Annotated in this window: 21 protein-coding genes; 8 read left to right on the top strand and 13 right to left on the bottom strand. The window is 61.5% G+C overall.

Annotation, left to right across the window (positions count from 1 at the left end; genetic code table 11):
• Positions 1-112 precede the first annotated feature (112 nt).
• Positions 113-1,237 carry a TIGR03364 family FAD-dependent oxidoreductase gene (locus NTD80_RS06190; protein WP_262132665.1) on the top strand — a complete coding sequence of 375 codons (1,125 nt, stop codon included), beginning with the start codon at positions 113-115 and terminating at the stop codon, positions 1,235-1,237.
• Positions 1,237-1,791: a phosphonate degradation HD-domain oxygenase gene (locus NTD80_RS06185; RefSeq protein WP_201146075.1), complete on the top strand. Its 555-nt coding sequence runs from the start codon at positions 1,237-1,239 to the stop codon at positions 1,789-1,791. The genes NTD80_RS06190 and NTD80_RS06185 overlap by 1 nt, the downstream gene beginning before the upstream one ends.
• Here NTD80_RS06185 and NTD80_RS06180 read toward each other — a convergent pair.
• Positions 1,788-3,155, bottom strand: a complete 1,368-nt coding sequence (locus tag NTD80_RS06180) for a DUF3482 domain-containing protein (RefSeq protein ID WP_262132664.1) — start codon at positions 3,153-3,155, stop codon at positions 1,788-1,790. The two genes, NTD80_RS06185 and NTD80_RS06180, sit on opposite strands and share 4 nt — an antisense overlap.
• Positions 3,148-4,527 carry a DUF2868 domain-containing protein gene (locus tag NTD80_RS06175; RefSeq protein WP_262132663.1) on the bottom strand — a complete coding sequence of 460 codons (1,380 nt, stop codon included), beginning with the start codon at positions 4,525-4,527 and terminating at the stop codon, positions 3,148-3,150. Before NTD80_RS06175 ends, NTD80_RS06180 begins: the two co-directional genes overlap by 8 nt.
• Before the next feature lie 69 nt (positions 4,528-4,596).
• On the opposite strand from NTD80_RS06175, the gene NTD80_RS06170 reads away from it, so the two are divergent.
• Positions 4,597-5,109 (top strand): dihydrofolate reductase, encoded by a 513-nt coding sequence (locus tag NTD80_RS06170; RefSeq protein ID WP_106802372.1) that lies wholly within the window; start codon positions 4,597-4,599, stop codon positions 5,107-5,109.
• 96 nt (positions 5,110-5,205) lie between these two features.
• Here the strand turns inward: NTD80_RS06170 and NTD80_RS06165 are convergent, their stop codons facing one another.
• Positions 5,206-6,597, bottom strand: a complete 1,392-nt coding sequence (locus tag NTD80_RS06165) for an L-cystine transporter (protein ID WP_262132662.1) — start codon at positions 6,595-6,597, stop codon at positions 5,206-5,208.
• Positions 6,598-6,838: 241 nt separating this feature from the next.
• On the opposite strand from NTD80_RS06165, the gene NTD80_RS06160 reads away from it, so the two are divergent.
• Positions 6,839-7,897 carry a phosphorylcholine phosphatase gene (locus NTD80_RS06160; protein ID WP_065902203.1) on the top strand — a complete coding sequence of 353 codons (1,059 nt, stop codon included), beginning with the start codon at positions 6,839-6,841 and terminating at the stop codon, positions 7,895-7,897.
• Positions 7,898-8,133: 236 nt separating this feature from the next.
• Here NTD80_RS06160 and ilvD read toward each other — a convergent pair whose 3' ends face one another.
• The 4 genes from ilvD to NTD80_RS06140 all read right to left on the bottom strand — a co-directional run bounded on the left by ilvD (position 8,134) and on the right by NTD80_RS06140 (position 14,301).
• Positions 8,134-9,975: a dihydroxy-acid dehydratase gene (gene ilvD / locus NTD80_RS06155; RefSeq protein ID WP_065902201.1), complete on the bottom strand. Its 1,842-nt coding sequence runs from the start codon at positions 9,973-9,975 to the stop codon at positions 8,134-8,136.
• 337 nt (positions 9,976-10,312) lie between these two features.
• Positions 10,313-11,512 (bottom strand): MFS transporter, encoded by a 1,200-nt coding sequence (locus NTD80_RS06150; RefSeq protein ID WP_262132684.1) that lies wholly within the window; start codon positions 11,510-11,512, stop codon positions 10,313-10,315.
• 122 nt (positions 11,513-11,634) lie between these two features.
• A complete protein-coding gene (locus NTD80_RS06145; RefSeq protein WP_262132659.1) occupies positions 11,635-12,717 on the bottom strand; it encodes a SagB/ThcOx family dehydrogenase in 1,083 nt (360 codons plus the stop codon).
• A 387-nt stretch (positions 12,718-13,104) separates the two neighbouring features.
• Positions 13,105-14,301, bottom strand: coding sequence for a class I SAM-dependent rRNA methyltransferase (locus tag NTD80_RS06140; RefSeq protein WP_003195152.1), 1,197 nt, complete (start codon positions 14,299-14,301; stop codon positions 13,105-13,107).
• 279 nt (positions 14,302-14,580) lie between these two features.
• Between NTD80_RS06140 and NTD80_RS06135 the strand changes: the two genes are divergently transcribed.
• Positions 14,581-15,393 (top strand): HDOD domain-containing protein, encoded by an 813-nt coding sequence (locus NTD80_RS06135; RefSeq protein WP_177343930.1) that lies wholly within the window; start codon positions 14,581-14,583, stop codon positions 15,391-15,393.
• A gap of 21 nt (positions 15,394-15,414) precedes the next feature.
• Entirely contained in the window at positions 15,415-16,227 is an 813-nt protein-coding gene (gene mutM, locus NTD80_RS06130; protein WP_065902194.1) for a bifunctional DNA-formamidopyrimidine glycosylase/DNA-(apurinic or apyrimidinic site) lyase, read from the top strand.
• A gap of 133 nt (positions 16,228-16,360) precedes the next feature.
• Here the strand turns inward: mutM and NTD80_RS06125 are convergent, their stop codons facing one another.
• The 5 genes from NTD80_RS06125 to NTD80_RS06105 form a co-directional block, all read right to left on the bottom strand.
• Positions 16,361-16,612, bottom strand: a complete 252-nt coding sequence (locus NTD80_RS06125) for a YfhL family 4Fe-4S dicluster ferredoxin (protein ID WP_017139475.1) — start codon at positions 16,610-16,612, stop codon at positions 16,361-16,363.
• Positions 16,613-16,880: 268 nt separating this feature from the next.
• Positions 16,881-17,360 carry a pantetheine-phosphate adenylyltransferase gene (coaD, locus tag NTD80_RS06120; RefSeq protein WP_003176711.1) on the bottom strand — a complete coding sequence of 160 codons (480 nt, stop codon included), beginning with the start codon at positions 17,358-17,360 and terminating at the stop codon, positions 16,881-16,883.
• Between the two features lie 114 nt (positions 17,361-17,474).
• The gene (locus NTD80_RS06115) at positions 17,475-19,070 is read right to left on the bottom strand and encodes a GMC family oxidoreductase (protein WP_262132655.1); all 1,596 of its coding nucleotides are present in this window, start codon (positions 19,068-19,070) and stop codon (positions 17,475-17,477) included.
• A gap of 115 nt (positions 19,071-19,185) precedes the next feature.
• A complete protein-coding gene (locus NTD80_RS06110; protein WP_106802377.1) occupies positions 19,186-19,731 on the bottom strand; it encodes a twin-arginine translocation pathway signal protein in 546 nt (181 codons plus the stop codon).
• A gap of 28 nt (positions 19,732-19,759) precedes the next feature.
• Entirely contained in the window at positions 19,760-21,187 is a 1,428-nt protein-coding gene (locus NTD80_RS06105) for a coniferyl aldehyde dehydrogenase (protein WP_262132652.1), read from the bottom strand.
• 146 nt (positions 21,188-21,333) lie between these two features.
• Between NTD80_RS06105 and NTD80_RS06100 the strand changes: the two genes are divergently transcribed.
• Together NTD80_RS06100 and NTD80_RS06095 are read left to right on the top strand one after the other, a co-directional pair.
• Positions 21,334-22,005 carry a TetR/AcrR family transcriptional regulator gene (locus NTD80_RS06100; RefSeq protein WP_065902184.1) on the top strand — a complete coding sequence of 224 codons (672 nt, stop codon included), beginning with the start codon at positions 21,334-21,336 and terminating at the stop codon, positions 22,003-22,005.
• Between the two features lie 33 nt (positions 22,006-22,038).
• The gene (locus NTD80_RS06095; RefSeq protein WP_262132651.1) at positions 22,039-22,893 is read left to right on the top strand and encodes a sulfurtransferase; all 855 of its coding nucleotides are present in this window, start codon (positions 22,039-22,041) and stop codon (positions 22,891-22,893) included.
• Between the two features lie 40 nt (positions 22,894-22,933).
• Here the strand turns inward: NTD80_RS06095 and NTD80_RS06090 are convergent, their stop codons facing one another.
• On the bottom strand, positions 22,934-23,929 hold the full coding sequence (locus NTD80_RS06090) for a hydrolase (RefSeq protein ID WP_262132650.1): 996 nt from the start codon (positions 23,927-23,929) through the stop codon (positions 22,934-22,936).
• Between the last annotated feature and the right edge of the window lie 106 nt (positions 23,930-24,035).

Below are 24,035 nucleotides of genomic sequence, written 5' to 3'. Positions count from 1 at the left end.
CCCACGCGCTGCGTGGGAATGCGGCTCTGGACGCTCTGCGTCCGCTTTTACAGTCGTGACGCAGTGCGTCACAGGATGCATTCCCACGCGGAGCGGGGGAACGAGAGGTCTCATGACACAACTGCTGATCATCGGCGCCGGCATCCTCGGCCTGTCCCACGCCTACGCCGCGGCCAAGCGCGGCCTCAAGGTCAAGGTCTTCGAGCGCAGCGCCACGCCGCTGGGCGCCTCGGTGCGCAACTTCGGCCAGGCGCTGGTCACCGGCCAACCGCCCGGGCCGATGCTTGACCTGGCGCGGGAAAGCCGTGCTATCTGGGGGCAATGGGCTGAGCGGGCAGGTCTGCAGCTCAAGCGTAACGGCTCTTACCTGTTCGCCCGCACCGAAGCGGAGGAGCATCTGCTGGAAGCCTTTTGCGCTGGCCGCGCTGCAGAGCACGGCTACAACGTCGAGCTGTTGCAAGGCGCCGCCATGAAGGATCTGTACGGCGGCCAGTTCCGTCATCACCGTGCCGCATTGCATGGCAAGGACGATCAGCAGCTGTATTCGCGTGAAGCGATCCCGGCGCTGATCAGCTACCTGGCGCAAGAGCTGAACGTGGAGTTCTATTTCTCCACCCTGGTGCGCGACGTCGAGCCGGGCAAGGTGCACACCACGGCGGGCAGCTTTCGCGGTGAGCAGATCATCGTCTGCTCCGGCCACGATTATCAAACCTTGCTGGCCGAGCAGATTGCCGGCCTCAACCCGCAGATCTGCAGGCTGCAGATGCTGCGTGCCCGCCCGGCGGTCAACCTGAACCTGCAACACGCGCTGCTCACCGGCCTTAGTTGCGTGCACTACGGTGCCTTCGCCGACCTGCCGGAAGCCGCGCCAGTGCAGGCTCAAATCCTGCGCGAGACGCCGCACCTGCACGAGCACGGCATTCACTTGCTGATCAGTCCGACGCCGCATGGCGAGCTGATCATCGGTGACTCCCACCACTACGGAAGCGACGCCTCGCCGTTCAATGCCGAGCAGGTGGATGACTGGATGATCGAGTTGGCAGAGCAGACGCTGGGGTGCAAGATCCAGGTGGTCGAGCGCTGGCAGGGCGTCTACGGTGCTCGTGGGCCGGGGCCGTTTTCCTTCCTGCGCGCGGCGCCGGGCGTGAGTGCGGCGCTGATGCACACCGGCGTGGGCATGAGCGTGGGGCCGGCGCTGGCCGAGCGAAATATCACCACACTGTGGGGAGAGGCGTGATGAACCCGGAACAGGCGATAGCCGACGTCTTCGGCTTGTACGAACAGCACGGCACGGCGGATTACATTGGCGAGCCGGTGTCGCAGATCGAGCACATGTCCCAGGCCGCGCAGTTGGCCATGGCCGAAGGCTTTGACGATGAAGTGGTACTGGCAGCGTTCTTCCACGATATCGGCCATCTGTGCGGCCAGGGCGCCGAGAACATGGGCGGGTATGGCGTGGTCAGCCACGAACGGCTGGGCGCGGATTACCTGCGGCGCGCGGGTTTCAGCGAGCGCCTGGCCAAACTCGTGGAGTACCACGTGCAGGCCAAGCGTTACCTGACCTTCAGCCAGCCGGACTACTACGCGCGCTTGAGCGAAGCCAGCCGGCGCACCCTGGGTTATCAGGGCGGGGTCATGACAGCCGAGGAGGCCCGGGCCTTCGAGCAGGATCCGCTGTGCCAGGTCAGCCTGCGCCTGCGCCACTGGGACGAGCAGGCCAAGGAAATGCACGTGCCGGTGCTCGACCTCGACGTGCTCAAGGCCAAGGCGCGGCAGCTGCTGGCGGCTTAAGTCTCGTCGAGACGCTGGGCCAGGGCCTCGACCTGTTCCTGGCGCTCGGCCTGGCTGAGTTTGGCGTGCGGGTTGAGGGATGACCATTGTGGATGGGCGCGGGCTTTGTGCAGCGCATCCGGCAACTTGCCTTCGCGCCAGGTTTTGTCTTGGGGCGTATCGACTTTGATGCTGTGCATCGCCGCATGGCCGCGCAGGTTCAGGGCCTTGAGCAATTGGCGTTGGCGCAGGGCCAGCAGGCGCAGCACGCTGTCGTCGACGGTCAGCTCGCGCTGGCCCTTGATCTTGCCGAGCAGGCGGCTGCCATAGCTGCGCGCGGTCTGCAGCGCGCCGCCGGCGATGGCACCCGCGATGGCGGCGGCGCCGAGGGTCAGGCCGCCGACCAGCAGGTCCACGCCGGCACCCGCGGCCGCGCCTGCCGCAATCCCGCCGCCGACGCGCACGCCGAGTTGCTTGAGGGTTTCCGGGTTGAACAGGTCATCGCCCCAACGGCCGTCCAGCAGCGGCAAATCACTGGCGGCGGCGTCCTGTGGGCGAAAGCCGAACAGCTTGAGCAGCGCCTCGACGCACTTTTGCTCACGCTGGCGTACGGCCTTGCGCAATTCCACGATGGCCTGCTGTTCGTCTTCGGTGACCACGCTGCGTCGACACGCGGCACAGTCGATCAACAGCTCGGCAATCAATCGCGCGGCGCTTTGCTGGCGGGCCTGGCGTTGGGCTTGCTGGTCAAGAATCAACCGCTCCAGTTGCGGACGGGCGTTTTCCAATAGCAGGGCGAGGCTTTCATACAGGCGGCGCTCGCCGTCTTCCGGCGGCGCCACGCTGTCGAACCGTACCAGCGCATGCAGGCCGAGGCGCGCCAGGGCTTCACGCCAGTCGGGCTCGCGGTGGTCACTGCTGCTGACGAAGTTGAGTACCGGCAGCAACGGCTTGCCGCAGCTGGCCAGCACTTGCAGCTCGTCGCGGTACTTGGCCAACACCGGCTCGCGGGCGTCGATCACATACAGGCCGGCGTCTGAGGCCAGCAGTTGGCGCAGCACCTTGGCCTCCTGTTCGAAACGCTGGCGGGCTTCGCTGCCCTCCAGGAAGCGCGCCAGGCGTGCCGGGCCGTCCAGGCGTTCGCCGGGGCGATCCAGGCGCTCCAGGTAGTCGAGCAGGGCAATGGCATCTTCCAGGCCGGGCGTGTCGTACAGCTCCAGCAAGGCTTCGCCGTCCACCGACAAGCGTGCACCTTCTACATGCCGCGTGGTGCTGGGGCGATGGGAGACTTCGCCGAAGCCGACATCCCGGGTGAGGGTGCGCAGCAATGAGGTCTTGCCGACATTGGTGTGGCCGACCACGGCGAGTTTCAGCGGTTTAGTCATGACCGGTCTCCAGCCAGTTCAGCGGCGCGCAGTCGGCAAAGGGCAGCTCGAGCTGGTGCAGCGCGGCATGCCAGTCACCCAGGCGCTCTGCGTCCAGCGCCTGGCCAGGCGGAGCCTGCAGCAGCCATACACGGGTGGCGGTGGCGCTGCGCGCAAGTTCGGCGATCAGCGCCAGGCTGCCACGGTCGGGCGAGCGGCGTGGGTCGCAGGCGATGGCCAGGCGTGCCGGCGGGAAGCGGCTGAGCTGCTCCAGCAGTTTGTTGCGCGATTCGCGGCTGTCGAGGATGCCGGCGTTCTTCACGCGGGCCGGCAGTTTCGGCGGCCAGGGGTGCTGGTCATCCAGCTCGATGGCCACCAGCAACGCGCCGTCGCTTTCCAGTTCACTGACGCCGCCGGTGGCGTGGTGCAGCTGTTCGGGCGCGGCGTCGTTGACCCCGAGCCGTTCACTGCTCGGCATCAGGCGTTCGCGCAGTTGGCTGTAGCCGGGCAGGTTGAGGTCCAGGCGCAGGGCGGCGCGCCCGCGTTTCCAGCGCCATAGGCACAGCAGGGCGAGGATCAGCCGGGGCAGCAGGCCGTAGACCAGCAGCACGCCCACCAGCCAGGCGGCCCAGGCCTGGCGAGCGCTTTCGATATTCAGCGCAGCATCGCCGCTGGCGCGGATCATCTCGATGCTCGGGACATTGAAGCCGAGCAGGGCGGGCAGGGTGCCGAGGGCCTGGGTCACGGCAACAAAGGTGTCGGCACCGAGGATGGTGGTTTCCCACACAAAGCCGTAGCGGCGGGTGGCGAGTAGCGTAAGAAGAATCACTAGGGCACTGAGCAACGCCAGCAGCCACAGGCTGTTGACCAGCACACCCACGGCCCAGCGATTGAGCTTTTGCCGTTGCAGCAACAGCAGCAATGCCGGCGCCAGTTGGGCGGCCTTGGCATCACGCGCGAGTCTTTCGCTGAGCCATAACCACAGGCGGCCGAGGCTGGCGCTGTGTTCGCCGGCAAACAGCAGGCCCAGCGCCCAGCTCAGCAGCAGGATCAGGTTCAAGCCGAGCAGGCTGCCGAGCGCCCAGAACACATTCACCGGGGTCAGGCCGTTGCCCAATGCGGCAAACGCCAGGCCCGCGCCACTGATCACGGCGACTACCGCCAGCAGCACCAGCGCCAGGCGCGCGCCTTGCAGCCAGCGGGTGAGGGCGGCCGTGAGCCCATCGCGCTCGGCCAGGTGCAAGGCACGCTGCTGGATGCGCGTCGGCAGGTCGCCACCGGCGGTGCGGGCCAGGCGGTTGGCTTCGAGGTCTTCCAGGGGGCCGGCGTGTTCTTCCCGCAGGCGCACGGTTTCTGTCAGCCAGAATCTTTGCAGGGGGTTCAGTGCAGTCACGCGCCGTCCTGTTGAGCAAGTGAGGTTGGAGCATAACCGCTGGCTCGCACCTCTGGTATTCTCGTCGCCATGAAAAAAACTCTCCCTTTAAGCCTGATCGCAGCCCTCGGTGAAAACCGCGTGATCGGCGTCGACAACAGCATGCCCTGGCATTTGCCGGGGGATTTCAAATATTTCAAGGCCACCACGCTCGGCAAGCCGATCATCATGGGGCGCAAGACCTGGGACTCCCTGGGCCGACCGCTGCCGGGGCGCTTGAACCTTGTGGTTAGCCGTCAGACCGGCCTGGCGCTGGAAGGTGCGGAAGTTTTTCCGTCACTGGACGCGGCGGTAGAGCGCGCTGAGGAATGGGCCAAGGCGCAAGGCGTGGACGAACTGATGCTGATCGGCGGCGCGCAGTTGTATACGCAGGGGCTGGAGCAGGCGGACCGCCTGTATTTGACGCGGGTGGCGCTGAGCCCGGAAGGGGATGCGTGGTTTCCGCAGTTTGATACGAAGCAGTGGAAGCTGGTGTCGAATGTCGAGAATGCGGCTGAGGGAGATAAGCCGGCGTATAACTTCGAGGTCTGGGAAAAAGCCTAAGAGCTTCGCGAGCAAGCCCGCTCCCACATTTGACCGAGTTCTAACATGAGAATGTGGTCAAAATGTGGGAGCGGGCTTGCTCGCGAATGCGGTCTATCAGGCCTGCGCCAACTCCGCATGCTCATCCGTATTCAACAACGCTTTGTCCGTCTGCCCCATGACCTGGCTGGTGATTGCGCCGGCCGTCATCGAGCCATTCACGTTCAGTGCCGTGCGGCCCATGTCGATCAGTGGCTCCACGGAAATCAGCAGCGCCACCAGTGACACCGGCAAACCCATGGCCGGCAGCACGATCAGCGCGGCGAAGGTTGCACCGCCACCCACGCCGGCAACGCCGGCCGAACTCAGCGTCACAATTGCTACCAACGTCGCGATCCACAGTGGGTCCAGCGGGTTGATGCCCACGGTCGGCGCGACCATCACCGCCAACATCGCCGGGTAGAGGCCGGCGCAGCCGTTCTGGCCGATGGTGGCGCCAAACGAGGCGGCGAACCCGGCGATGGATTGCGGGATGCCCAGGCGACGGGTCTGCGCTTCAATGCTCAGCGGAATCGCCGCGGCGCTGGAGCGGCTGGTGAAGGCAAAGGTCAGCACCGGCCACACCTTGCGGAAGAAACGCAGCGGGTTGATCCCGGCCAGGGACAGCAGCAGGCCGTGCACCACAAACATCAGGCCCAGGGCCAGGTACGAAACCACGACAAAACTGCCGAGCTTGATGATGTCCTGCAGGTTCGAGCCGGCGACTACTTTGGTCATCAGTGCCAATACGCCGTATGGCGTCAGCTTCATCACCAGGCGCACCAGGCGCATCACCCAGGCTTGCAGGGTGTCGATGGCGTTGAGGACTCTCTGGCCTTTTTCTACGTCATCCTTGAGCAGTTGCAGCGCGGCAACTCCCAGGAAGGCGGCGAAAATCACCACGCTGATGATCGAGGTCGGCTTGGCCCGGGCCAGGTCGGCAAACGGGTTGGCCGGCACGAACGACAGCAGCAGTTGCGGGATATTCAGGTCGGCGACCTTGCCGGCGTAATCACTCTGGATCACCTGCAGGCGCGCCATTTCCTGGGTGCCGGCCACCAGGCCTTCGGCGGTGAGGCCGAACAGGTTGGTCAGGCCGATGCCGATCAGCGCCGCAATCGCGGTGGTGAACAGCAGCGTGCCGATGGTCAGGAAGCTGATCTTGCCCAGGGAAGAGGCGTTATGCAGACGCGCCACGGCGCTGAGGATCGAGGCGAACACCAACGGGATCACGATCATTTGCAGCAGTTGCACGTAGCCGTTGCCGACCAGGTCGAACCAGCCGATGGAGGCTTTGAGCACCGGGTTGCCGTCGCCGTAGATCGTGTGCAAGACAGTGCCGAACACCACGCCGAGTACGAGCGCAACCAGCACCTTCTTGGCGAGGCTCCAGTTGGTGCGACGAGTTTGTGCCAGGCCTAGCAGCAGGGCCACGAACACCAGTAAGTTGAGAATCAGGGGCAGATTCATTGAAGCTCCGTTGAGAAGGCAGCCAATCGCGTGAGCCTGCGATTGCGAACCGGAAAGCCTAACAGCTTGAAATATATTGATTTAATACCGATATGGAATGGTGACTGTCGTTTTTGGAATAAGCATCTGGCGCGCATGCACACGCCTTTGGCGCAATCACGACGCAAGCGGTCGCGCTCGGGCGATAACTGTCACAGGGATTTGTTAGCGTCGATGTTTTTAACTCAGGGAGAAAACGCATATGAAGCTCGCTTCGAGATTGTTTGCCGCCGCGCTGTGTCTGGGCCTTGCCGGACAAACCATGGCCGCCACCGAGTTGAAACACTGGCCGGCACCGGCCGCCGAGCAACTGAACAAAATGATCGCCGCCAACGCCAACAAGGGTAATTACGCGGTGTTCGACATGGACAACACCAGCTACCGCTACGACCTCGAAGAATCCCTGCTGCCCTACATGGAAAACAAGGGCCTGATCACCCGCGACAGCCTTGATCCGTCGCTCAAGCTTATGCCGTTCAAAGACACCGCCGACCATAAGGAAAGTCTGTTCAGTTACTACTATCGCCTCTGCGAAGTGGACGACATGGTCTGCTACCCGTGGGTTGCCCAGGTGTTCTCCGGTTTCACCCTCAAGGAGCTCAAGGTGCAGGTCGATGAGCTGATGGCCTCCGGCAAGCCCGTGCCGGTCAGCTATTTTGAAGGCGACGTGGTGAAGCAATCTGAGGTGCAGCCGCCGAAAGTCTTCACCGGCCAGGCCGAGCTGTACAACAAGCTGATGGAAAACGGCATCGAAGTGTATGTGATGACCGCCGCGTCGGAAGAGCTGGTGCGCATGGTCGCCGCCGATCCGAAGTACGGTTACAACGTCAAGCCGGAGAATGTGATTGGCGTGAGCACCTTGCTCAAGGACCGCAAGACCGGCGAGCTGACCACCGCGCGCAAGCAGATTGCCGCCGGCAAATATGACGAGAAGGCCAACCTCGGCCTGGAGCTGACCCCGTACCTGTGGACCCCGGCCACCTGGATGGCGGGCAAGCACGCAGCCATCCTCACCTACATCGACGAATGGAAAAAACCGGTGATCGTCGGCGGCGACACGCCGACCAGCGATGGCTACATGCTGTTCCACGATGTGGACGTGGCCAAGGGCGGCATCCACCTGTGGATCAACCGCAAGGACAAATACATGACCCAACTCAACGGCATGATCGCCAAGCACGCGGCGGCGCAGGCCAAGGAAGGGTTGCCGGTGACGGCGGACAAGAACTGGGTGATCGTCAAGCCTGAGGAAATTCAGTAACACCGAGGCGCGCCCATCGCAGGCAAGCCAGCTCCCACATGAACCGAGTTCGTTCAGGCTCAGCCTGCCCGTGTGGGAGCCCGGCTTGCCGGCGATGGCGTCAACGAGATCAATATAGGACTCAAGGCCGTCATCGCAGGCAAGCCAGCTCCCACAGTTGATCTTCAGTGTTTTGGAGCGTTGTTCCAGGCAAAAAAATGCCCCGCACTTGGCGGGGCATTTTTTATGCGCGCGGCTTACAGGCCGTCGAGCATCGCTTTGTTACGCACAGCACCCTTGTCGGCACTGGTGGCCAGCAGGGCATAGGCCTTCAACGCAGTGGTCACCTTGCGCGGACGCTTCTCGACCGGCTTCCAACCTTTCTTGTCTTGCTCAACGCGGCGTGCCGCCAGTTCTTCATCGCTGATCAACAGGTTGATTGAGCGGTTCGGAATGTCGATCAGCACCTTGTCGCCGTCCTGCACCAGGCCAATCGCGCCGCCGGCAGCGGCTTCAGGCGAAGCGTGGCCAATGGACAGGCCGGAAGTACCGCCGGAGAAACGCCCGTCGGTCAGCAAGGCGCAGGCTTTGCCCAGGCCCTTGGATTTCAGATAGGAGGTCGGGTAGAGCATTTCCTGCATGCCCGGGCCGCCTTTCGGGCCTTCGTAGCGGATGATCACGATGTCGCCGGCCTTCACTTCGTCGGCGAGGATGCCGCGCACGGCACTGTCCTGGCTTTCGAAGATCTTCGCGTTGCCTTCGAACACATGGATCGACTCATCCACACCGGCGGTTTTCACCACGCAGCCATCCAGCGCGATGTTGCCGTACAGCACAGCCAGGCCGCCTTCTTGGGAGTAGGCGTGTTCGACACTGCGGATGCAGCCGTTTTCACGGTCGTCATCCAGGGTGTCCCAACGGGTCGACTGGCTGAACGCAGTCTGGGTCGGGATGCCAGCCGGGCCAGCCTTGAAGAAGGTGTGCACGGCTTCGTCGTCAGTCTGGGTGATGTCCCACTTGGCGATGCCTTCGGCGATGGACGCGCTGTGCACGGTCGGCAGGTCGGTGTGCAGCAGGCCGCCACGGGCCAGCGAGCCGAGGATCGAGAAGATCCCGCCGGCACGGTGCACGTCTTCCATGTGGTACTTCTGGATGTTCGGCGCGACCTTGCACAGTTGCGGCACGTGACGGGACAGGCGGTCGATGTCGCGCAGGTCGAAATCGATCTCGGCTTCCTGGGCCGCGGCCAGCAAGTGCAGGATAGTGTTGGTGGAACCGCCCATGGCGATGTCCAGGGTCATGGCGTTTTCGAACGCCTTGAAGTTGGCGATGTTGCGCGGCAACACCGACTCGTCATTCTCGCCGTAGTAGCGCTTGCACAGTTCGACGATAGTGCGGCCGGCCTGCAGGAACAGCTGCTCACGGTCGCTGTGGGTGGCCAGGGTCGAGCCGTTGCCCGGCAAGGCCAGGCCCAGGGCTTCGACCAGGCAGTTCATCGAGTTGGCGGTGAACATGCCGGAGCACGAACCGCACGTCGGGCAGGCGCTGCGCTCGTATTCCGCGACCTTCTCGTCAGAAGCGCTGGAATCGGCGGCGATGACCATGGCGTCGACCAGGTCGAGGCCGTGGGAGGCCAGTTTGGTCTTGCCGGCTTCCATCGGGCCGCCGGAGACGAAGATCACCGGGATGTTCAGGCGCAGGGCGGCCATCAGCATGCCAGGGGTGATCTTGTCGCAGTTCGAGATGCACACGATGGCGTCGGCGCAGTGGGCGTTGACCATGTACTCCACGGAGTCGGCGATGATCTCGCGGCTCGGCAGCGAGTACAGCATACCGTCATGGCCCATGGCGATGCCGTCATCCACGGCGATGGTGTTGAATTCTTTCGCTACACCGCCGGCCCGTTCGATCTCGCGGGCGACCAGTTGGCCCAGGTCCTTGAGGTGGACGTGGCCCGGTACGAACTGGGTGAACGAGTTGGCAATCGCGATGATCGGCTTCTTGAAGTCGTCATCTTTCATCCCCGTGGCGCGCCACAGTGCGCGCGCGCCGGCCATGTTGCGGCCATGGGTGGATGTTTTCGAGCGGTAATCTGGCATGGAGCACTCCGGGCGGCTAATCAGGTAACTACTACTGGGGAGTGAGCTTCTATTGACGTCTGGAACACTCAGAAAATGGCCGTGTGTCCGGAAGTTGCCACTCGCGTCGCGGGATCGCCGCGTGCTTGGGCCTCGAGCTCATAAACCCGCCGGGGGATGACTGGCGATGAATACGCCCGATTCTACACCGCTGGCGGCTGGAGGGAATGGCCGTCTACCCGTAGGAGCGAGCTTGCTCGCGAAAAACGTCAACGATAACGCAGCACCAACAGATAGCTCGCGCCACCTTTGAGTTTTCGCGAGCAAACACTAGGTACCCTCGCTTCAGGGGAAAGGGTCAGCGGACCACGCGTGCGTTCGTCAGCCAACCCCACAGGCTGGAAACGATGAAGCTGACGGCAATCGTCATCAACAAATTATGGCCGGTTTGCGCCAGAGCGGCACTGCTGATGGCGGCTGTCAGGAACATGATGCTGTTACCCGCCGATGCCGCCGTGCCTGCACTGCTGGAAAACAGCAGCATCGCCGCCGAAATCGCAGCGGGCCGCACAAGGGTGACACCCAGCGCGCTGATCAACATCGGAATCAGCAGGCTCACCGTGGTGATGGCTTCAAAGCTGACGATCAGGGTCAGCAGTACGCCGGCGGCGAGCAGCAGCCCCAGGCCGATATTGATTTGCCGGGACAGTGAAATGCGCTTTTGCAGGTATGAGGCTGCTACGCCGCCAAGCAGATAGGCCACGCCGTACACCATCAGTACCATCGCGTACTGGTATGCGGAGAGCTTCAGCACATCCATGAAAATCAGCGGTGTCACGCTGATCAAGGCGAAGTAACAGGCGAATACCAGTGCGGCAATCCACCAGTAGCGCAGGAAGTCGCGATTGCGGGCGACAGCCTTTAGCGTGCCGAGGATGGACACTGGCGCACGATGTGGGCTGGCGGATTTGGAAGGCAGGATGCAGAGCGCATGGATCAGCATGCCCGCGGCCATCACCGCAAAACCATAGAAGCTGCCCTGCCAGTCGAAGGTGGTCTGCAGCCAGGAGCCGATCAGCGGTGACAGCGCGACAAAAGAGCCGCTGAGCGTCATGTAGTACAGGCGCACACGGGCGCGGTCCTGTTCCTCGAACAGGTCTTCCACCAAGGCATGGCCCAACACAAAGAAACCGCAACCCATGGCCTGGACGCTGCGAAACAACAAGAAGGTCAGATACTCTGTCGCCAGTGCACAACCGATCGCTCCCAGGATCGACAATGTGATGCAGCCGAGCAGGACTTCCTTGCGCCCCCATTTATCCGAGAGCGGACCAGTGATCAGTTGGGAGATGGAAAAGACCAGGGTGAACAGGCTGATGGACAGCGCCACATCGGCGGTGGGTGTATCGAACCTTTCAGCCAAGGCGGGAAAGGAGGGCAGCAGGATGTTGATCGGGAAGAAGCTGATAAGTGAGATGCAAGTGATGAGGATGAAGCGTGAGAGTTGGTGGCGTTTTATCTCGCTGCCGAGTAAGGGCGAGCAGGATGACTCAGACATTGTTTTTATTTCCGGTGGGGTGCCAAAAACCGATATTAGCCTTGGGTGGCGAGAATTCAATCAATAAAGGTGGAGTCATTCTCTTCCAAAGGCATGCTGTAAAAGGCCGCATCGCCAAGGCCTCAATCAGTCCTCAAAAGCTTTTCGAATTCATCGCTGAAAACCTGACCGTCGCTGTAACCGGCGCCTACGAAAAGAACCAACTGCTCTTTAAGGTCCTGTATGCCAAGGGCTTTCTCGATCTTGGTGTCGTTGAGAGCGGAGGAAATCCAAGTGTTAAGCCCCATGGCGGTTGAAATGAGCTGGGCTGTTTGTGAGATGTGCCCGGCTTCTATCAGGGCAACTCGGTAGGCTCTGGAGTGTGGATACTTCCACCACAGTTTGTCGAATCGTGATGTAATAAAAATACCAAAGGGAAGATTGTCGATGAAATGCTGGCCGTTAAGGTAGTTTCCAAGAGGCTCTTGTATTCGACGAATCAGCCTGAGTGCGTGTAACTCCGGGTGGTAATAATAAAATCCGGGATTTACGCCTCTTATGTTGTGCGCATACAGATAACCTTCGCTGGAGCTTAATCCACCACCTGATGGGCTGCTTCGTCTAGCGCGGAAAGAGGGGGGCGTTAAATGTGAGGTGTCTTGCAGGCGTTCTTTTAAGTGCCCTAGAGACAGGTAGAGCAGCGTGCTTAGGTCTTCTAAAGAAACGCTTTTATTTAAATAGGTGCGGCAGGTTTTTCGCTTAATTAACGTGTGTTGCAGTAACGGGTATGTTCTGAGAGATTCGTTTGGTGAGGGTTGCGGTAGGCTGATAAAGTCTTCTGATTGGAGATGGGCGAACCGATTCGGATCAGGAGGACTCGTGCGCATTACGCCTTGGCAGTGGGCCAAATAATGAGCTGCCCAACTGACGCTGTCTGTAGGCTGATCAGCGTCTGATAAGTCTTTTGTACCGATGTGGAATATCCTCGACAAGTCATCCCATCCCCACTGGTTATCTAACGTTGGCGCACCTTGTTGAATAATTGCATGGTGAGTGAACGTCGAGTCGATCTCAAACTCGGAGTTATAAAGCGAAAGGTCGTATATTAGCTCTAGCAGTCGCTGCGAGTGCGCGCGATCTAATTCGAATTGCTCATGAGTTTTGTAGTTCCAGATAATCAGATGTTGTGATTTGGTTAAGAAAAATAAGTTGGGGTTTATTTGCATTGTTTTATTCCCGTTCTTAGGGCTGGGTTGGCGTACAACCCAGCTTGTCATCAACGACTTATTTAGGCATTCCGATCAATGCGAATGCTGCCAGTACTTTTGACTCAAGAACGATTGCGTTCATATCAGCTCTCCATTTCATTAAGTTAAATGGCTGTCACACAAATTGATCGTGACGGAAACTAGGCTAGGCGCTGGCTTTAGATTTATCTAGTCAGGAAGCGTAGGAGGGTTCTGATGGCGTTGTAGTATGTTTTTGCTGTAACGATGAAGCTATATGTGGTTTGTGACTTTGTACAAAAAATGAATAAGTTTGCTTTTATTTGAAGGGGCGGCTTTGTGAATTGATGCTGCCCGGAGCCAGGCGGGCAGCATCGCGGGGAAAACTTAGCTATTCGGCAACAACCGGCACGTAATGCTCTTGATGTACCGCGTCTCGGCAATCGCCGGGTGCACCGGGTGGTCCGGGCCCTGGCCGCCGCGCTCGAGCATCTGGATATTGCGGTCCAGGTGACGGGCGCTGGTCAGCAGGATGTTTTGCAGGTCGTCTTCGGGCAAGTGCATCGAGCACGACGCGCTGACCAGGATGCCGTCCTTGCTGAGCAGGCGCATGGCTTGCTCGTTCAGGCGGCGGTAGGCGCCTTCGCCGTTTTTCATGTCTTTCTTGCGTTTGATGAAGGCCGGCGGGTCGGCGACGATCACGTCGAAGCGTTCTTCGCTGGCTTTGAGTTCCTTGAGGGCCTCGAACACGTCGCCTTCGATGCAGGTCATTTTCTCGGCGAAGCCGTTCAGCGCGGCGTTGCGCTCCACGCCATCAAGGGCGAAGGCCGAGGCGTCGACGCAGAACACTTCACTGGCGCCGAAGGCCGCAGCCTGCACGCCCCAGCCGCCGATGTAGCTGTACAGGTCGAGCACGCGCTTGCCTTTGGCGTACGGGGCCAGGCGTGCGCGGTTCATGCGGTGGTCGTAGAACCAGCCGGTCTTCTGGCCCTGGATCACCGGGGCTTCGAATTTCACGCCGTTTTCTTCCAGCGCAACCCATTCCGGCACCAGGCCGAACACGGTTTCGACGTAGCGGTTGAGGCCTTCGGCGTCGCGCGCGGCGGAATCGTTCTTGAACAAGATGCCACTCGGCTTGAGCACTTGGGTGAGGGCGGCGATCACGTCTTCTTTATGCGCTTCCATGGTCGCCGAAGCGATCTGCACCACCAGGATGTCGCCGAAACGGTCGACCACCAGGCCTGGCAGCAGGTCGGAATCGCCGTAGACCAGGCGGTAGAACGGCTTGTCGAACAGGCGATCACGCAGGGACAGCGCGACGTTCAGGCGATGCACCAGCAGCGACTTGTCCAATGGCAGCTTGATGTCGCGCGACAGCAGGCGAGCGCAGATCAGGTTGTTCGGGCTCATGGCCACGATGCCCAGGGTCTTGCCGCCGGCCGCTTCGAGGATGGCCTGGTCGCCCGCCTGGAAGCCGTGAAGTGGGGTGGCGGCCACGTCGATTTCGTTGCTGTAGACCCACAGGTGGCCGTTGCGCAAACGACGATCGGCGTTGGCTTTGAGACGCAGGCTTGGCAGGGACATGACGTCGCTCCGGAAAAAAGAGCGGGAGTATACCCTTTGCGCACCCGTTCATGTGGGAGCTGGCTTGCCTGCGATGCAGACGGCGCGGTGTATCTGACGTACGGCGGTGATGCAATCGCAGGCAAGCCAGCTCCCACATTTGATCGCGGTTCGGTTCGGGTTTTTGAGGTGTCGGTCAGCTTTGCTTAGAGGTTAGAATCCCCGCCTAGCCCAGAGTATGTACTTATGTCCCAAGAGCTTTCCGCCGAACAGATCCAACAGGCCCTGCAAGGCATCAGCGTGCCGCCCCAGCCGCAAATCATGGTGGATTTGCAGATGGAGCAATACATGCCCGACCCGGACCTGGAAGTGATCGCGCGATTGATCTCCCAGGACCCGGGCCTGTCCGGTGCGTTGCTGAAAATCGTCAACTCGCCGTATTACGGCCTGAGCAACAAGATCGCCTCGATCCAGCGCGCGGTGAACCTGCTGGGCAGCCGTTCGATCATCAACCTGATCAACGCGCAGTCGATCAAGGGCGAGATGAGCGATGACACCATCGTCACCCTCAACCGCTTCTGGGACACCGCCCAGGATGTGGCGATGACCTGCCTGACACTCGCCAAGCGCACCGGCTCGCAAGCCGTCGACGAGGCCTATGCGCTGGGCCTGTTCCACGATTGCGGCGTGCCGCTGATGCTCAAGCGCTTCCCCAACTACATGGCGGTGCTGGAAGAGGCCTATGGCAATGCCGGCCCCGACTGCCGTGTGGTCGACACCGAGAACAACGCGTTCAACACCAACCACGCGGTGGTCGGCTACTACACCGCCAAGTCCTGGCGCCTGCCGGAACATGTGACCGACGCCATCGCCAACCACCACAACGCCCTGGCGATTTTCAGCGATGAGTCGTCGCGCAACTCTCAGCTGAAAAACCTGCTGGCGATCCTGAAAATGGCCGAGCACATCTGTTCCTCGTACCGGGTGCTGGGCAACCAGGCGGTCGATCATGAGTGGAATGCGATCGGGCATATGGTGCTGGACTACGTGGGCCTGTCGGACTACGACTTCGAGAGCATGAAGTTGTCGATCCGCGAACTGGGCGCGCACTGACCCTTCCTTCAAGAGGTACACATGCCCGAGTTACCAGAAGTCGAAACCACCCGGCGCGGGATTGCGCCGCACCTGGAAGGCCAGCGGGTCAGTCGCGTGGTAGTGCGCGAGCGGCGCCTGCGCTGGCCGATCCCGGAAGACCTGGATGTGCGCCTGTCCGGGCAGCGCATCGTGCTGGTGGAGCGGCGGGCCAAGTACCTGTTGATCAACGCCGAAGTCGGCACCTTGATCAGCCACCTGGGCATGTCGGGCAACTTGCGGCTGGTGGAAGTCGGCATGCCGGCAGCCAAGCATGAGCACGTGGACATCGAGCTGGAATCGGGTATGGCCCTGCGCTACACCGACCCCCGGCGCTTTGGCGCGATGCTCTGGAGCCAGGACCCGCACAACCATGAACTGCTGATTCGCCTGGGGCCGGAGCCGTTGACCGACCTGTTTGATGGTGAGCGCTTGTTCCAACTGTCCCGCGGCAAGTCGATGGCAGTGAAGCCGTTCATCATGGACAACGCGGTGGTGGTGGGGGTGGGCAATATCTACGCGACCGAGGCGCTGTTTGCGGCGGGGATCGATCCGCGTCGCGCGGCTGGAGGCATTTCACGGGCGCGTTATTTGAAGCTGGCGATCGAGATCAAGCGCGTGCTGGCCGCTGCTATTGAGCGGGGTGGCACTACGCTGCGGGACTTTATCGGTGGCGACGGGCAGCCGGGCTATTTCCAGCAGGAGCTGTTCGTCTACGGCCGCGGGGGCGAGGCGTGCAAGGTCTGTGGGACCGAGCTGCGCAATGTGGTGCTGGGGCAGCGGGCGAGTGTGTTTTGTCCCAAGTGCCAGAGCTGATTGCCAGGTCATGGCAGTTGCCGCCTTCGCGAGCAAGCCTGCTCTCCCATTCGACCGCATTCTCATCTTGGAACTCGGTCAACTGTGGGAGCGGGCTTGCTCGCGAAGAGGCCCTTACAGGCACTAAAGAACCTCAGGCCTTGCCGGTAATCAACCGGTACTTGGCCATCAACTGCTCTTCCGTTTCCGGATGGGCTTCATCCAGCGGAATGCAATCCACCGGGCACACTTGCTGGCACTGAGGCTCGTCGTAGTGGCCGACGCACTGGGTGCACAGGTTCGGGTCGATCACGTAGATCTCTTCGCCCTGGGAAATCGCAGCGTTCGGGCACTCGGGTTCGCAGACGTCGCAGTTGATGCAATCGTCGGTGATGATCAGGGACATGGAAACTCCTGCCAGGGCTGTCAGCCAAGGCATCTGAAAACTAATGCGCGCAATTGTGCCGCATTGGCGCCCGCAGTGCGAGTGCACATGACCTGCGGCCAACTGGCATGCTGACCTGTAGCGAGCAGGCTTGCCCCGCGTGAGCTGCGAAGCGGCCTTGAAACAGGCGGCTGTGCGCTGGCTGAAACTACGCGGTGGCTTTATTGGGGCCGCTTCGCAGCCCAACGCGGGGCAAGCCCGCTCGCCACAATAAGCCTGCTTACAGAAATTACTTCTTGAAACGCAGTGTCAGCGCATCGGCCACGGCCGGGTGCACGAACTTGGTGATATCTCCGCCCAAAGCGGCAATTTCACGGACCAACGTCGAGGAAATGAACGAATAACGTTCCGACGGCGTGAGGAACAGGCTTTCCACGTCCGGTGCCAGTTGGCGATTCATGTTGGCCAGCTGGAATTCGTATTCGAAGTCCGACACCGCACGCAGGCCACGCAGGAACACATTGGCGTTCTGCTCTTTGGCGAAGTGCGCCAGCAATGTGGAAAAGCCCACCACTTCCACGTTGGGCAGGTGCTTGGTGACCTCACGCGCCAGCTCCACGCGCTGTTCCAGGGGAAACAGCGGGTTTTTCTTGGGGCTGGCCGCGACCGCGATGATCACATGGTCGAACAAGCGTGAGGCACGTTCGACCAGATCGCCATGGCCTTTGGTAATCGGGTCGAAGGTACCTGGGTACAACACTCGGTTCATCGCGTCGTCCTGGCGGAGTCCGTTGGGGAACCGGATGGTATCGCAGCCGTCCCGGTCGGCCAAGTCAACTTATGCAGAAGAAAGCACTATAGACATGGCGAATAGCGTGTTTTTTCACGCTGTTTTCAGACGTTCGGCCAAGGCTGTCGCCAGTTGCGCGGTCAATCCATACACCGACAATTGTGGGTTGGCCCCAATGCTGGTGGGGAACAACGAGCCATCGTGGATCGACAGATTGCGCAATTGGTGATGACGGCCAAGGCTATCGGCCACCGCATTTTTCGGGTCTTCACCCATGGCACAACCGCCCATCACATGGGCGCTGCCCAGGCAGGTGCGGTGCAGTTCCAGGTTCAGCCCTTCGATCAGCGTGCGGGCTTCGGCCAAGCTCGTCACGTAGCGGGCATCGTGGTGCAGCGGCTTGACCGACTTGGCTCCCGCCGCGAACTGGATCTCGGCCATGCTGTGAAAGGCGCGACGCAGGCCGTCCCAGGCGTACGCCGATACCTGATAGTCGAGCACTGGGGTGCCATCGCCGCGCAACTCCACGCTGCCGCCCGGGCTGTCGGGGTGGAAACCATCGCGCAGCAAGGCCAGCATCGCGTGGGTGTTGGGCAATTGCTGCATGTCCAAGGCGTTCTGCGTGCCGTAGCCGCCGAGCAGGGTGCTGGCGAGTGCCGGGTGCAGCGGCGGCGCCTCAAGCTTGTAGGACATTTTGCCGGTGGTGCCGTCCTGCCATTGAAAATGGTCGGAGTAGATTGACTGCGGCGCGCCGTAGAACGGGTTGATCACCTCCTCGAACAGCCCGGCGGAGAAATTCACCAGGTGCAGGAAGGTGCGCTTGCCCAGTCGCGAATGCGGGTCCGGGGCATCCGAGCGCATCAGCAGGGCGGGGCTGTTAATGCCGCCGCCGGCCAGCACGTAATGCTTGGCCTTGACCGTGATTTTGCGGCCGGTCGGTGCCACGCAGCGTTCATCCATCGCCACGCATTCCAGGCTGCTGATATGGTCGCCGCTGTAGAGCAGGCGTTCGGCGCGGGCCAGATACAGCAGTTCGCCGCCTTTCTCCAGCGTCGAGGGGATGGTGGTTACCAGCATCGATTGCTTGGCGTTGACCGGGCAGCCCATGCCGCAATAGCCCAGGTTGAAGCAGCCGCGCACGTTGCGGGGGATCACATGCCAGCTGTAGCCGAGCTTTTCGCAGCCTTTGCGGATCACGTCATTGTTGGCATTGGGTGGCATGGCCCAGGGGGCAATCCCCAGGCGTTGCTCCATTTTTTCGAACCAGGGCGCCATTTCGGCACTGCTGTGGCCCTTCACCGCATATTCGCTGGCCCAGTGGGAAAGTGTCGCGTCCGGCGTACGAAAGCTGGAGGTCCAGTTGATCAGCGTGGTCCCGCCCACCGCGCGGCCCTGCAGGATGGTGATCGCGCCATCTTTGCTCATGCGGCCGATGCCTTCCTGGTACAGGCTGGTGTAGGCCTCGTCCTCGAGCAGCTTGAAGTCGCTGCTGGTCTTGAGCGGGCCTTCTTCGATCAGCAACACCTTGTAGCCGGCGGCGCTGAGGATCTCGGCGGTGGTGCCACCACCGGCACCGCTGCCGATGATCGCTACGTCGGCCTCCAGGATCAGGTCGGTGTCGAGGGCGGCGCCATTATGGGTTTTCCAGCCACGGGCCAGGCCGTCGCGGAACAGATCGGGTACGGGCATAGACAGGCACTCTTATTGTTATACGAAGTTGCAGTCAGTGTGGGAGCTGGCTTGCCTGCGAAAGCGGCCTGCCTGCGGGTACAGCTCCCACATTGGAGCGGGTTATCAGCCAGGGCTAGACCTTGGGCGGGCCCGGATAGCCGCAATGCGCCCAGGACTGCGGGCGGAAGTACCACGACATGATTACCAGCTTGAGCAGCGAGCCCTGGCCCATGCGCAGCAGGTTGAGATAGCTGTTTTCCCAGCGGTGCAGGAAGTTGCGGATCTGCTCCGCGCTGGCGTTTTCCCAGCTGCCCCAGATGCCGGTCAATGGGCCACGGGTGATGCCCATGCCCAATACGTCGAACAGTTGCTGGGTGAGCTTGAACATTTCCGGTGACAGGTGCTGCAGGCTGTAGTCGAGTTTTTTCAGGGTGTCTTCAATCCCGGCGACCACCTCTTGGGCGCTCGCCGCGCCTTCGAGCAACACCGGGATTACCGCGCGCAAAAACGGCAGGTCACTGCTGCGCAGCATGGCAAAGCCGCTGGCCGGGGTGCTGCTGGAGCAGCCGCTGAGGCTGGCGCCGAGCCCGGCCGTGGCCAGGAAAGCACTGGCGCACAAGCCGATTTTCAATACGCCGCGCCGCGACAGCGCGGGTGAATCAGTCAGGCTAGGGTTCATTGTTATTGTTATCCCGAGAGTGGCGGAATCAGCGAACGAACAGCTTCTGGATCAACTTCTGGATGGCTTTGCCGTACGGCGGGTAGATCAACTTGGCCGCATTCAGGCGCTGTTTCACCAGCACGCCCTTGGCTTTGCTGAACGTGAGGAAGCCTTCGTGGCCGTGGTAGTGGCCCATGCCCGAGGGGCCGATGCCGCCAAAGGGCATGTCATCCTGGGCCACGTGCAGCAGGGTGTCGTTCAGGCACACGCCGCCGGAATGAGTCTCGTGGAGTACGCGATTCTGCTCGCCCTTGTTGTAGCCGAAGTAATACAGGGCCAGTGGGCGAGGCCTTTCGTTGATGTAGGCAAACGCCTGGTCGAGGCCTCGATACGGCACGATCGGCAGCACCGGGCCGAAGATCTCGTCCTGCATCACGGTCATGTCATCGCTGACATTCAGCAACAGGCTGTGGGCCATGCGCCGGGCCTGGCCCTGGTCGTACAAGGGGACCAGCGTGGCGCCCTTGTCGGTGGCGTCCTTGATGTAGGCATTCAGTCGGGCCAGTTGCCGCTCATTGATGATGGCGGTGTAGTCCGGGTTATCGGTTAGCGTCGGATAAAACCCGCGGACGGCCTTGCTGTAAGCCTCGACGAAACCTTCAACGCGATCTTCCGGAACCAGCACGTAGTCCGGCGCCACGCAGGTTTGCCCGGCATTCAAGGCCTTGCCGAAGGCGATTCGTTCGGCGGCATCCTTGAGTGGCACATCGGCAGACACGATGGCCGGCGACTTGCCGCCCAATTCCAGGGTCACCGGCGTGAGGTGTTCGGCCGCGGCGCGCATCACATGCTTGCCGATGCTGGTGGCGCCGGTAAACAGCAGGTGATCGAAACGCAGCTTGGAAAACGCCATGCCCACTTCGGCTTCGCCGAGCACTACGCACGCCAGGTCCTCGGGGAAAATCTTCGCCAGCAGCGCCTTGAGCAACTCGCCGGTGGCCGGTGTGGACTCGCTGAGCTTGAGCATCACCCGGTTTCCGGCGGCCAACGCCCCGACCAGGGGGCCAATAGCCAGGTACAGCGGGTAGTTCCAGGGCACGATCACCCCGACCACGCCCAGCGGTTGGTAGATCACCTTGGCTGAAGCCGGCTGGAAGGCAATGCCTACAGCGCGACGGGAAGGTTTCATCCAGCCCTTGAGGTGTTTGCTGGCGTAGTGAATGCCATGCAGGCTGGGCATCAATTCGGCGAACAGGGTTTCGTCTGCACTGCGGTGGCTGAAGTCCTGGCTGATCGCGTCGATCAACGCCTGGCGTTCGTCGCTCAGCACATCACGCAGAGCCTTGAGCCATTGCTGGCGCTGCGCCGCCGGCGGCATCGGGTTGGCGGCATAGGCCCGGCGTTGCGCGTCGAACAGGTCCTGGAGATGATCCAGCGCCTGGGAATCTTGCAGATAGGCAATGTTGGCAGACATGGCGCAGTTCCCGATTGTTATAGGTCTGCGTGGATTTTTAGAGTCATTGCTCTAAATTGTCAAATAACATTGCAGCAACATGCAGATTTATCCTGGCAAGGATAGGCCGTAAGATGCCCCATCACGTGTTTAGAAGCTGATCCCCTATGGCACCACGAGTAAAGACCAGCGAGCGCATTGTGCAAACCAGCCTGGAGCTTTTTAACCAGCAGGGCGAGCGCAGTGTGAGCACCAATCATATTGCCGCCCATATGGAAATTTCGCCGGGCAACCTGTACTACCACTTCCCCAACAAGCAGGCGATCATCGCCGTGTTGTTTCGTGAGTACGAAGCGTTGGTGGACAGTTTTCTGCGCCCGCCCCAAGGTCGCGCCGTGACCGTCGAAGACAAGCGCTTTTACCTGCAGGCCGTGCTGGCCGGCATGTGGCGCTACCGCTTCCTGCACCGCGACCTCGAGCACTTGCTGGAAAGCGACCCGGAACTGGCGACTGGCTACCGACGGTTTTCCCAGCGCTGTCTGATCCAGGGCAACGCCATTTACCAAGGGTTTGTCGATGCCGGCATCCTCAACATGGACCCGGTGCAGACCGAGGCCCTGACCCTCAATGCGTGGATCATCCTCACCTCGTGGGTGCGGTTCTTGTGCACCACCAATGAAAACTCCGCCCATTTGAGCGCCGAAGCCATCAAGCGCGGGGTCTACCAGGTGCTGGTGCTGGAGGCCGGGTTCGTCACGCCCCAGGCGAAAGACGCGGTCGATGCCCTGTTCAAAGAGTTTTACGTGCCGTTGAATCAGGCACTGGAAGAAGTGAAGTAGGACCTTTCCCGAATCTGTTCACAGGAGTCCGTCATGCCGCTTGCCCAACTGATCAGCCCCCAGCAATTGGCCGAGCGCCAGAAGTCGACCGGGCTGGTGATCCTGGATTGCCGTTTTGCCTTGGAAGACCCGGACTACGGGCTGTGCAGCTATGCCGAAGGGCATATTGAGGGCGCGCAGTACGCCGACCTCGAGCGCCATCTCAGCGGCCCGGTGACCAAGGGCGTGACCGGTCGTCATCCGTTGCCGGTGGCGGACACCTTTGCCCGGCAATTGCGCGCCTGGGGTATTAACGCCGACACCGATGTCGTGCTGTATGACGACGGCCCCGGCGCCTTTGCTGCCCGCGCCTGGTGGTTGCTGGCCTGGCTGAGCAAACGTGACGGCGTGTTTATCCTGGACGGCGGCCTCAAGGCCTGGCACGCCGCCGGTTTCCCGCTGAGCCTGGACGCGCCGGTGGTCGAGCCGGGTACCTTCGCCGGGACGCCGGACAACCGCCTGGTGCTGGATGCCGAACACCTGCAAAAACGCCTGGGCCAACCGGGCCTGACCTTGATCGATGCCCGCGCCCAGCCACGTTTTCGCGGTGACGTGGAACCCATCGATCCGATCGCCGGGCACATCCCCGGCGCGCAGTGTGCGGCGTTCACCGAAAACCTTGGCAGTGATGGCCGTTTCCTGCCAGCCGACCAGCTCAAGCAGCGTTTCGCCGCTCAATTGCAGGGGCGTTCACCGGAGGAGTTGGTGGCGTATTGTGGTTCAGGGGTGACGGCGTGCCACAACCTGTTCGCCCTGAGTCTGGCGGGTTACCCGTTGGGCAAGTTGTATGCGGGGTCGTGGAGTGAGTGGATTACCGATCCGCAGCGTGAAATTGCTACCGGCGACTGAGTCGGTTGCGGTGTGAACCGCATCGAGTGTGGGCGCTGGCTCAGCCGTGTTGTGCCAGTAGCCACTGAGGGATTCGGCGTTCGAGGTAATAACCCGGGCGCTTCAGCGAGCCGTCGACGAACCCGACATGCCCACCCTTTGCCGTCAGCTCAAACTCGGTGCACTCCGATAACTCGCTGGCCTCGGGCAGGCTATGGGCGAATACAAACGGATCATCGGCCGCCTGGATAATCAGCGTCGGGGTGCGGATCGCTCCTAAGTAGTAGCGGCTCGACGCGCGGCGGTAGTAGTCCTCGGCACTCAGGAAACCGTGCAGTGGCGCGGTGACCCGCCCGTCGAAGTCCCAGAACGTGCGCATCTTCTCCAGTGAGCCGAGGGCTTCCAGGGTTTTCAGCCCGTCTGCCCGGCCATCCTGTAAAAAACGGCTTTGCTTGACGCGGATATACGCGAGCATTTCACGCATGAAGTGCTTTTGATAAACCCGCGAGAAACCCAGCCCGATACGGTCCGCACACTGGTCCAGCCGAAACGGCACCGACACCGCCGCCGCGCCGTGCAAACCGGAGGCTTCACCGGTTTCGCCCAAGTGTTTGAGCAGCACATTGCCCCCCAGCGAATAACCCACTGCATACAACGGCGCCAACGGCCGTTTCGCGCGCAGGTGGGCAATCGCCGCGGCCAGATCCTCGCTGGCGCCCGAGTGATAGCTGCGTGCCAACAGGTTTGGCTCGCCGGAACAGCCGCGCCAGTTCAAGGCGGCACTGGCCCAGCCTTGAGCCGCGAGGACTTTTTGCAGGCCGGCCACATAGGGGGAATTGGATGAGCCGGTCAGCCCATGCAGCACCAGCACCAATGGCGCCTGCGCGTCATGCGGACCATGCCAGTCGAGGTCCAGAAAATCGCCGTCTTCCAGCCACAGGCGTTCGCGCTGGCGTTCGATATGGGTAGTGGGGCGCCACAGCGGCCCCCACAGGGTTTGCAGGTGAGGGTTGCCGAGGCCGAAGGCGGGGGTGAACAGTTCGGAGGACGGTGTCATGAAACTCTCAGTCTGTGGCGAGCGGGCTTGCACCCGCGTCGGGGTGCGAAGCAGCCCCATCAAGAACGCCGCATTAATTCAGTTGGAGCACCGTCGCGGTTATGGG

The organism is Pseudomonas sp. 13B_2.1_Bac1 (genome assembly GCF_025466155.1).
In the GTDB taxonomy this organism is placed as follows: domain Bacteria; phylum Pseudomonadota; class Gammaproteobacteria; order Pseudomonadales; family Pseudomonadaceae; genus Aquipseudomonas; species Aquipseudomonas aylmerensis.
This window is presented reverse-complemented; position numbering and strand designations above follow the sequence as displayed.

Bases quoted from the DNA above. Each gene is read 5' to 3' on its own strand.
- NTD80_RS06190 (WP_262132665.1), top strand. From the start codon at position 113: ATGACACAACTGCTGATCATCGGCGCCGGCATCCTCGGCCTGTCCCAC.
- NTD80_RS06185 (WP_201146075.1), top strand. From the start codon at position 1,237: ATGAACCCGGAACAGGCGATAGCCGACGTCTTCGGCTTGTACGAACAG.
- NTD80_RS06180 (WP_262132664.1), bottom strand. From the start codon at position 3,155: ATGACTAAACCGCTGAAACTCGCCGTGGTCGGCCACACCAATGTCGGC.
- NTD80_RS06170 (WP_106802372.1), top strand. From the start codon at position 4,597: ATGAAAAAAACTCTCCCTTTAAGCCTGATCGCAGCCCTCGGTGAAAAC.
- NTD80_RS06165 (WP_262132662.1), bottom strand. From the start codon at position 6,597: ATGAATCTGCCCCTGATTCTCAACTTACTGGTGTTCGTGGCCCTGCTG.
- NTD80_RS06160 (WP_065902203.1), top strand. From the start codon at position 6,839: ATGAAGCTCGCTTCGAGATTGTTTGCCGCCGCGCTGTGTCTGGGCCTT.
- ilvD (WP_065902201.1), bottom strand. From the start codon at position 9,975: ATGCCAGATTACCGCTCGAAAACATCCACCCATGGCCGCAACATGGCC.
- NTD80_RS06150 (WP_262132684.1), bottom strand. From the start codon at position 11,512: ATGTCTGAGTCATCCTGCTCGCCCTTACTCGGCAGCGAGATAAAACGC.
- NTD80_RS06145 (WP_262132659.1), bottom strand. From the start codon at position 12,717: ATGCAAATAAACCCCAACTTATTTTTCTTAACCAAATCACAACATCTG.
- NTD80_RS06140 (WP_003195152.1), bottom strand. From the start codon at position 14,301: ATGTCCCTGCCAAGCCTGCGTCTCAAAGCCAACGCCGATCGTCGTTTG.
- mutM (WP_065902194.1), top strand. From the start codon at position 15,415: ATGCCCGAGTTACCAGAAGTCGAAACCACCCGGCGCGGGATTGCGCCG.
- NTD80_RS06125 (WP_017139475.1), bottom strand. From the start codon at position 16,612: ATGTCCCTGATCATCACCGACGATTGCATCAACTGCGACGTCTGCGAA.
- coaD (WP_003176711.1), bottom strand. From the start codon at position 17,360: ATGAACCGAGTGTTGTACCCAGGTACCTTCGACCCGATTACCAAAGGC.
- NTD80_RS06115 (WP_262132655.1), bottom strand. From the start codon at position 19,070: ATGCCCGTACCCGATCTGTTCCGCGACGGCCTGGCCCGTGGCTGGAAA.
- NTD80_RS06110 (WP_106802377.1), bottom strand. From the start codon at position 19,731: ATGAACCCTAGCCTGACTGATTCACCCGCGCTGTCGCGGCGCGGCGTA.
- NTD80_RS06105 (WP_262132652.1), bottom strand. From the start codon at position 21,187: ATGTCTGCCAACATTGCCTATCTGCAAGATTCCCAGGCGCTGGATCAT.
- NTD80_RS06100 (WP_065902184.1), top strand. From the start codon at position 21,334: ATGGCACCACGAGTAAAGACCAGCGAGCGCATTGTGCAAACCAGCCTG.
- NTD80_RS06095 (WP_262132651.1), top strand. From the start codon at position 22,039: ATGCCGCTTGCCCAACTGATCAGCCCCCAGCAATTGGCCGAGCGCCAG.
- NTD80_RS06090 (WP_262132650.1), bottom strand. From the start codon at position 23,929: ATGACACCGTCCTCCGAACTGTTCACCCCCGCCTTCGGCCTCGGCAAC.